This is a genomic window from Bacteroides sp. OM05-12, from assembly GCF_003438995.1.
Classification (GTDB): Bacteria; Bacteroidota; Bacteroidia; order Bacteroidales; family Bacteroidaceae; genus Bacteroides.
This window is the reverse complement of sequence record NZ_QSUN01000012.1, coordinates 95,314-101,982: the sequence shown is the minus strand read 5'-3', so window position 1 is coordinate 101,982 and position 6,669 is coordinate 95,314. Positions and strand designations below refer to the sequence as shown.

At 38.8% G+C, this 6,669-nt stretch carries 7 protein-coding genes and 4 tRNA genes; 9 read left to right on the top strand and 2 right to left on the bottom strand.

From position 1 onward, the window contains the following. Window positions 1-376 precede the first annotated feature (376 nt). Window positions 377-814 (top strand): hypothetical protein, encoded by a 438-nt coding sequence (locus DXB63_RS11075; protein WP_122126475.1) that lies wholly within the window; start codon window positions 377-379, stop codon window positions 812-814. A gap of 10 nt (window positions 815-824) precedes the next feature. Here DXB63_RS11075 and DXB63_RS11070 read toward each other — a convergent pair whose 3' ends face one another. Next, a complete protein-coding gene (locus DXB63_RS11070) occupies window positions 825-1,340 on the bottom strand; it encodes a gamma carbonic anhydrase family protein (protein WP_122126474.1) in 516 nt (171 codons plus the stop codon). 31 nt (window positions 1,341-1,371) lie between these two features. Continuing rightward, a complete protein-coding gene (locus DXB63_RS11065; RefSeq protein WP_122126473.1) occupies window positions 1,372-3,153 on the bottom strand; it encodes an aminopeptidase P family protein in 1,782 nt (593 codons plus the stop codon). A gap of 317 nt (window positions 3,154-3,470) precedes the next feature. On the opposite strand from DXB63_RS11065, the gene rpsU reads away from it, so the two are divergent. The 8 genes from rpsU to tuf all read left to right on the top strand — a co-directional run bounded on the left by rpsU (window position 3,471) and on the right by tuf (window position 6,626). Beyond that, the gene (rpsU, locus tag DXB63_RS11060) at window positions 3,471-3,662 is read left to right on the top strand and encodes a 30S ribosomal protein S21 (RefSeq protein WP_122126472.1); all 192 of its coding nucleotides are present in this window, start codon (window positions 3,471-3,473) and stop codon (window positions 3,660-3,662) included. A gap of 74 nt (window positions 3,663-3,736) precedes the next feature. After that, window positions 3,737-4,618, top strand: a complete 882-nt coding sequence (gene xerA / locus DXB63_RS11055; RefSeq protein WP_122126482.1) for a site-specific tyrosine recombinase/integron integrase — start codon at window positions 3,737-3,739, stop codon at window positions 4,616-4,618. 14 nt (window positions 4,619-4,632) lie between these two features. After that, entirely contained in the window at window positions 4,633-4,932 is a 300-nt protein-coding gene (hpf, locus tag DXB63_RS11050) for a ribosome hibernation-promoting factor, HPF/YfiA family (RefSeq protein WP_122126471.1), read from the top strand. Window positions 4,933-5,029: 97 nt separating this feature from the next. Beyond that, window positions 5,030-5,103: transfer RNA gene (locus DXB63_RS11045), tRNA-Thr, on the top strand. A gap of 18 nt (window positions 5,104-5,121) precedes the next feature. Continuing rightward, a tRNA-Tyr gene (locus DXB63_RS11040) sits at window positions 5,122-5,204 on the top strand. A gap of 31 nt (window positions 5,205-5,235) precedes the next feature. Then, window positions 5,236-5,308, top strand: a tRNA-Gly gene (locus DXB63_RS11035). A gap of 8 nt (window positions 5,309-5,316) precedes the next feature. Then, window positions 5,317-5,388 (top strand) — tRNA-Thr (locus DXB63_RS11030). Between the two features lie 53 nt (window positions 5,389-5,441). Next, entirely contained in the window at window positions 5,442-6,626 is a 1,185-nt protein-coding gene (gene tuf, locus DXB63_RS11025; RefSeq protein ID WP_122126470.1) for an elongation factor Tu, read from the top strand. The last annotated feature ends 43 nt before the right edge of the window (window positions 6,627-6,669 follow it).

Sequence of the window (6,669 nt, the reverse complement as noted above, 5' to 3'; positions counted from 1 at the left end):
AATATAGAATCAATTATAGAAACAAATAATTAACTGTCCAACTTTTGGGGTGCAGTTCAATTTTAAAGTTGAGAGTTGAAAATTGAGAGTGGAGAGTCCACCTTCTTTCTTTAAATTCTCAATTCTCAACTCTTAATTCTCAACTGATAAAAGTTCCTTCACTTTTATATTCTGTGTTACAGTTGTTTATCTCCAAATAGTGATAAGTGAAGGTAACTTTAATATAATCTGAAAATCATACTTTTATGCCTGATTTACTAACTAATGAGCTGTTTCCTTGTTTTTCTTCTTTTTATTCGATACATTTGTATTATCCATAACTCTTGGGAAAGAAAGAGTTAGCAAATGCGATTGTTAACTATTAAAATCTACTATTATGGGGCTACTATCGAATTTATTGAATGTGATTGCTCTGGTAATATTTTTGTTTGCAGATATCTTTGCCGATGCGAAGTATGCGCGAACAGGACTTGAGTTGTTAACAAGCAGTTCTTCGGAATTGGGGCATCCGTTTGCTCCGTGGTTAGTGGTTATTGGAGCGGTAGGAGGATTTCTTCTTAATATTCTGTTTTGGAAGAATCATTCGTTGGTGAAAAGGAGTTTTCGCATCGTTTTTACATTATTATCTTCTGTTTTCTTTATTATATGTTTATGTAATGCAGAGTTGGCTTTAAATAATTTCCGATATTTGTCAGGAGGATTTTGGCTGTCTTTTTTGATAATTGTCCTGAATATATTGCTTTCCTGTATTATGTTTACTCTCCCTACGGACAATTATATGGAGGAACTGGATTTTGGTGATAATGAAGAGTAGGGAATATTCCCTACTCTTTATACCATTGCGAGTACATCAGATAATTCTTGGCTATCTTTTGGTTGAGTTCCTTTGCCTGTTCGGGATCTACCTTTTTAATGAATTTGGCAGGTACACCTCCCCAGATACTTCCCGGCTCGATTACGGTATTGCTTAAAACTAAAGAACCGGCAGCAACGATGGCACCTTCTCCCACTATGGCATGATCCAACACAGTAGCCCCCATGCCGATTAATGCACCGTCTTTGATTGCGGCTCCGTGTATGGTTACATTGTGCCCGATGGAAACATTATCACCTATTTCTATCGTTGATTTTTCATAAAGAGTATGCAGTACGCTTCCGTCCTGTATATTGACTTGATTGCCGATGCGAATGGAATTGACGTCACCCCGTAAAACAGTGTTAAACCAAATGCTGCAATCGTTTCCGATTACTACATCTCCTATAATTGTTGCGTTGTCTGCGAGGAAACAGTTGTCGCCGAATTCCGGTGTGAACCCTCTGACTGATTTTATTAAAGCCATTGTTTTTATATTTTATATATTGTATGTTACATTAAATTGCTGATGTTTTTTCTTTTAGCCATTCTTTTTCTTCCGGTGTCAGGTATGCTTCCAGATTCTTGTAAACCGTTTGATGGTATTCATTCAGCCAGTCGATTTCTTCTTGCGTCATCATCGTTTTAATGATACCGGTTGTATCGATCGGACACATCGTGACTGTTTCAAATTTATAGAATGTTCCGAATTCAGTCTCCTGATCTTCGCATACAAGAACCAGGTTTTCGATACGGATACCGTGCCTGCCTCCTTTGTAGATACCCGGTTCGTTGGAAGTTAACATGCCGGGAAGTAATATAACCGGATTTTCATTCATTCGGATACTTTGTGGACCTTCATGTACGCTAAGGAATACTCCCACACCATGACCTGTTCCGTGTAAAAAGTTCATTCCGCTTTTCCAGAGAGCAAGTCGGGCTAAAATGTCAACTTGTGCACCTCTGGTTCCATGAGGGAACTTGCACATGGCAAGTTGAATATGTCCTTTCAGAACTGCGGTATAATCTTTCTTCTCTTCTTCTGTTAGTGAACCGAGAGCAATTGTCCGGGTGATGTCTGTTGTGGCATCAAGATATTGTGCTCCTGAATCCAATAACAGAAAACCTTCGGGATGTAGTGCAGCATCACTTTCAGGAGTGGCGGAATAATGTACTATGGCCGCATGCTCTTTATATCCGGCAATCGTATCAAAGCTTTCGCCCATATAAAACTCTTGTTCGGCACGTAGCTCATGCAGTTTGTTGTCTATACTTATCTCGGTTTCATTTCCTGCAGGAACGGCTTGCTCAAGCCAGCGGAGAAAGCGAACAAGTGCGAGCCCGTCTCTAACCATAGCTGCATGAATACCCTGAATCTCTTGTTCATTTTTTATTGCTTTTAAAAGAGCAATCGGAGACTTCTCACGCAAAATGTGACAATCGGGATTAATAGAAGAATAAGCTGCGTAATTAGTGCTTACCGGATTTAACTGTAGTTTCTTTAACTGACATGAATTCAGGTAACTGCAAAGCTCTGTATATCCTTTTATCGTTACCCCTTGCGAATGCAAGTATTCTTTTACTTCTTGCGTGATTTTCTCCGGTGCTATGAAATAGATAATGTCTTGACGGGTGATTATCAGATAACTAACTACGACCGGATTACATTTTACATCACTGCCTCTCAGATTGAGTGTCCATGCTATCTCGTCAAGAGCCGATACTAATAGTCCGTCTGCATCATTCTGTGCCATTGCATTACGAATTTCAGCAACCTTTTCAATGCAGCTTTTCCCGGCATACTGAATGAGGTGGATAAATGCCGGAGCTTGTGGCATATCAGGACGGTCTTTCCACAACTCATCCATCGGATCGAATTCTGTATTTAAGTTGATTCGGCAAATTTCCAATTCTTTTTTAATTCTTTCTATTTCAGTTACAGAAAATATCTGTCCGTCTACACCTACGCAGTCATTCGGTTTTAATGTCTTGCAGAGCCATTCTGTAATAGAAGGCGTACCGGGTAGACCTTCCTTGAATAGTTGAATGTCATTTCCGGCTATTTGTTCTGCTGCCTGAAGAAAATAACGTGAGTCTGTCCATAGACCGGCATTCTCATCTGTGATAACAATCGTTCCGGCAGACCCGGTGAAACCGGAGATCCATTTTCTTGATTCCCAATGAGAAGCGGTGTACTCGCTAAGGTGCGGGTCCGTTGTAGGGATAATGAATGCAGCCAGCTTATGTGCTTTCATAAATTGGCGTAGAGTTGCAATGCGTTCCTTTATTACTTGTTTCATAATGATTCATTTATAGTCATTTGCAAATATACAGAATATTTATTTGACTGTATCAAAAGAAACGGAGAACTAACCGGATAATCAATGGTAACTGATCGTTTTAGCTAAATAGTCCATGCTTTCTTCTTGGTGTGGCTGTTAAATACATTAGTTTCTATATATGAATGAATTAACGATAGGTGCAGTTTTAATAAATTCTTTCGTTTTTTACCATAAATATTTGCCGAAAGTTTTGTGGATAAAGAAACTATGTGTAATTTTGCCCCGCAATTTTAACACGTAAATTAAAAACAATTTATATATTTAATAATAGTAAAATGATAGTAGTACCTGTAAAAGAAGGCGAAAACATTGAAAAAGCGCTGAAGAAATTTAAAAGAAAATTTGAAAAAACCGGTGTAGTTAAAGAATTAAGAAGCAGACAACAGTTTGACAAACCGTCTGTTCTTAAAAGACTTAAGAAAGAACGTGCCGTTTACGTTCAGAAACTTCAGCAAGTAGAAGAATAATAATTCGTAATTTCTTTTGAATTATTGAATTCTTTTCATACATTCGTTGCTGAATTATAGAAGCAATGTTTCTTATGTTGAGAGATTCTTTTTTGGACTATCTTCGTTTTGAGAGGAACTATTCGGAAGCTACGGTTGTTAGTTACGGTATAGATTTAACTCAGTTTGAAGATTTTATCAAAAGTGTTGATGAGGAGTTAACGGTAGAAGAAGTTGATTCGGACTTGATCCGGCAGTGGGAAATCTCATTAATGGAAAAAGGTTATACGTCGACTTCTGTGAATCGTAAGTTAAGCACACTTCGTTCATTTTATCGTTTTCTTTTAATTAGGGGTAAGGTAGAAAAAGATCCGGTACGTAAAGTCACAGGGCCTAAGAATAAGAAGCCTTTACCTTCTTTTTTGAAAGAGGAGGAAATGAACCGGTTGATTGATGAAACGGATTTCGGTCAAGGTTTTATCGGATGCCGGGACAAAATGATTATCGAAATGTTTTATGCTACCGGCATGAGACGGTCGGAATTAATTGGTCTGAACGATGTAGATGTTGATTTCCCAGCTTCATTGGTAAAGGTAACCGGAAAGAGAAATAAGCAAAGATTAATACCTTTTGCAGATGAACTCCGGCAGTCGATGGAAGAATATATTAAGGTAAGAAATGAAGAGGTGTCAGATAGATGCGAAGCTTTTTTTGTGAATAAAAATGGGAAGCGTCTTTATGATAATGAGGTCTATAATTTAGTGAAAAGGAATTTATCGAAAGTAGTCACGTTGAAGAAGAGAAGTCCGCATGTTTTAAGGCATACTTTTGCGACAACGATGCTTAATAATGAAGCAGGATTGGAATCCGTGAAAGAACTTTTGGGACATAGCAGCCTTTCTGCAACAGAAGTTTATACACATGCTACTTTTGAGGAACTAAAAAAGGTTTATAAACAAGCTCATCCGAGAGCGTAAAAAAGGAGGTTTGTATGGAAGTGAGAATTCAATCAATTCATTTTGATGCAACAGAACAGTTGCAAGCTTTTATTCAGAAAAAAGTAGCAAAACTAGAGAAGTTTTACGATGATATAAAATTAGTGGAGGTGTCGTTAAAGGTCGTAAAACCAGAAACTGCTGAAAATAAAGAGGCTGGCGTGAAAGTTGTCGTTCCAAGTGGTGAGTTATACGCTAATAAAGTGAAAGATACTTTTGAGGAAGCTGTTGATGAAAGTGTTGAGGCTTTGTCTAAGCAGTTGCTGAAATACAAAGAAAAACAACGTAGCAAATAAAAAAAATCACAAATGTTTTTGTGGTTCAAAAGAAATAGCTAAATTTGCAGCCGTTTCGCTTACTTTATAAACGAACGGCTGTATTTTTAATAGCAATGCCTCTTTAGCTCAGTTGGCCAGAGCACGTGATTTGTAATCTCGGGGTCGTTGGTTCGAATCCGACAAGAGGCTCAAAAGTGTACATTATTAGGGCAAATACCAGAGTGGCCAAATGGGACAGACTGTAAATCTGCTGGCTTACGCCTTCGGTGGTTCGAATCCATCTTTGCCCACAAAGAGACAAAGTGAAAGCTTTGGCAAAATGCGGAAGTAGCTCAGTTGATAGAGCATTAGCCTTCCAAGCTGAGGGTCGCGGGTTTGAGCCCCGTCTTCCGCTCTTATTTTGCTGTTATAGCTCAGTGGTAGAGCACTTCCTTGGTAAGGAAGAGGTCACGAGTTCAAGTCTCGTTAACAGCTCATAATATATAAGTAAACGCTGATTATTAATCAAATAAATAAAAAGTAAAGCTATGGCTAAAGAGAAATTTGAACGTTCAAAACCACATGTTAACATTGGTACTATCGGTCACGTTGACCACGGTAAAACCACTTTAACTGCTGCTATCACTACAGTGTTGGCTAAAAAAGGTCTTTCTGAAGTAAAATCTTTCGATCAGATTGATAATGCTCCGGAAGAAAAAGAAAGAGGTATTACTATTAATACTTCTCACGTAGAGTATCAAACTGCTAACCGTCACTATGCTCACGTAGACTGTCCGGGACACGCTGACTACGTAAAGAACATGGTAACTGGTGCTGCTCAGATGGATGGTGCTATCATCGTAGTTGCTGCTACTGATGGTCCGATGCCTCAAACTCGTGAACACATCCTTTTAGCTCGTCAGGTAAACGTTCCTCGTTTGGTCGTTTTCTTGAATAAATGTGATATGGTTGACGACGAAGAAATGTTGGAATTGGTAGAAATGGAAATGCGTGAATTGCTTGCATTCTATGATTTCGACGGTGACAATACTCCTATCATTCGTGGTTCTGCTCTTGGTGCACTTAATGGTGTTGCTGAATGGGAAGACAAAGTGATGGAACTAATGGAAGCTGTTGATACTTGGATTCCACTTCCTCCGCGTGATGTTGATAAACCATTCTTGATGCCTGTTGAAGACGTATTCTCTATCACTGGTCGTGGTACTGTTGCTACAGGTCGTATCGAAGCTGGTATCATCAAAGTTGGTGATGAAGTTCAGATCTTAGGTTTAGGTGAAGATAAGAAATCTGTTGTTACTGGTGTTGAAATGTTCCGTAAATTATTGGATCAAGGTGAAGCTGGTGATAATGTTGGTTTGTTACTTCGTGGTATTGACAAAGCTGAAATCAAACGTGGTATGGTAATTTGCCACCCGGGACAGATTAAACCTCATTCAAAATTCAAAGCTGAGGTTTATATCTTGAAGAAAGAAGAAGGTGGTCGTCATACTCCATTCCATAACAAATACCGTCCTCAGTTCTATTTGCGTACTATGGACTGTACTGGTGAAATCACTCTTCCGGAAGGAACTGAAATGGTAATGCCGGGTGATAACGTAACTATCACTGTAGAGTTGATCTATCCTGTAGCTCTTAACGTAGGTCTTCGTTTCGCTATCCGTGAAGGTGGACGTACAGTAGGTGCTGGTCAGATTACAGAACTTTTAGCATAAAATTATAAATCAGTTCTTAGCTTTGGCTAAGGACTGATTATTT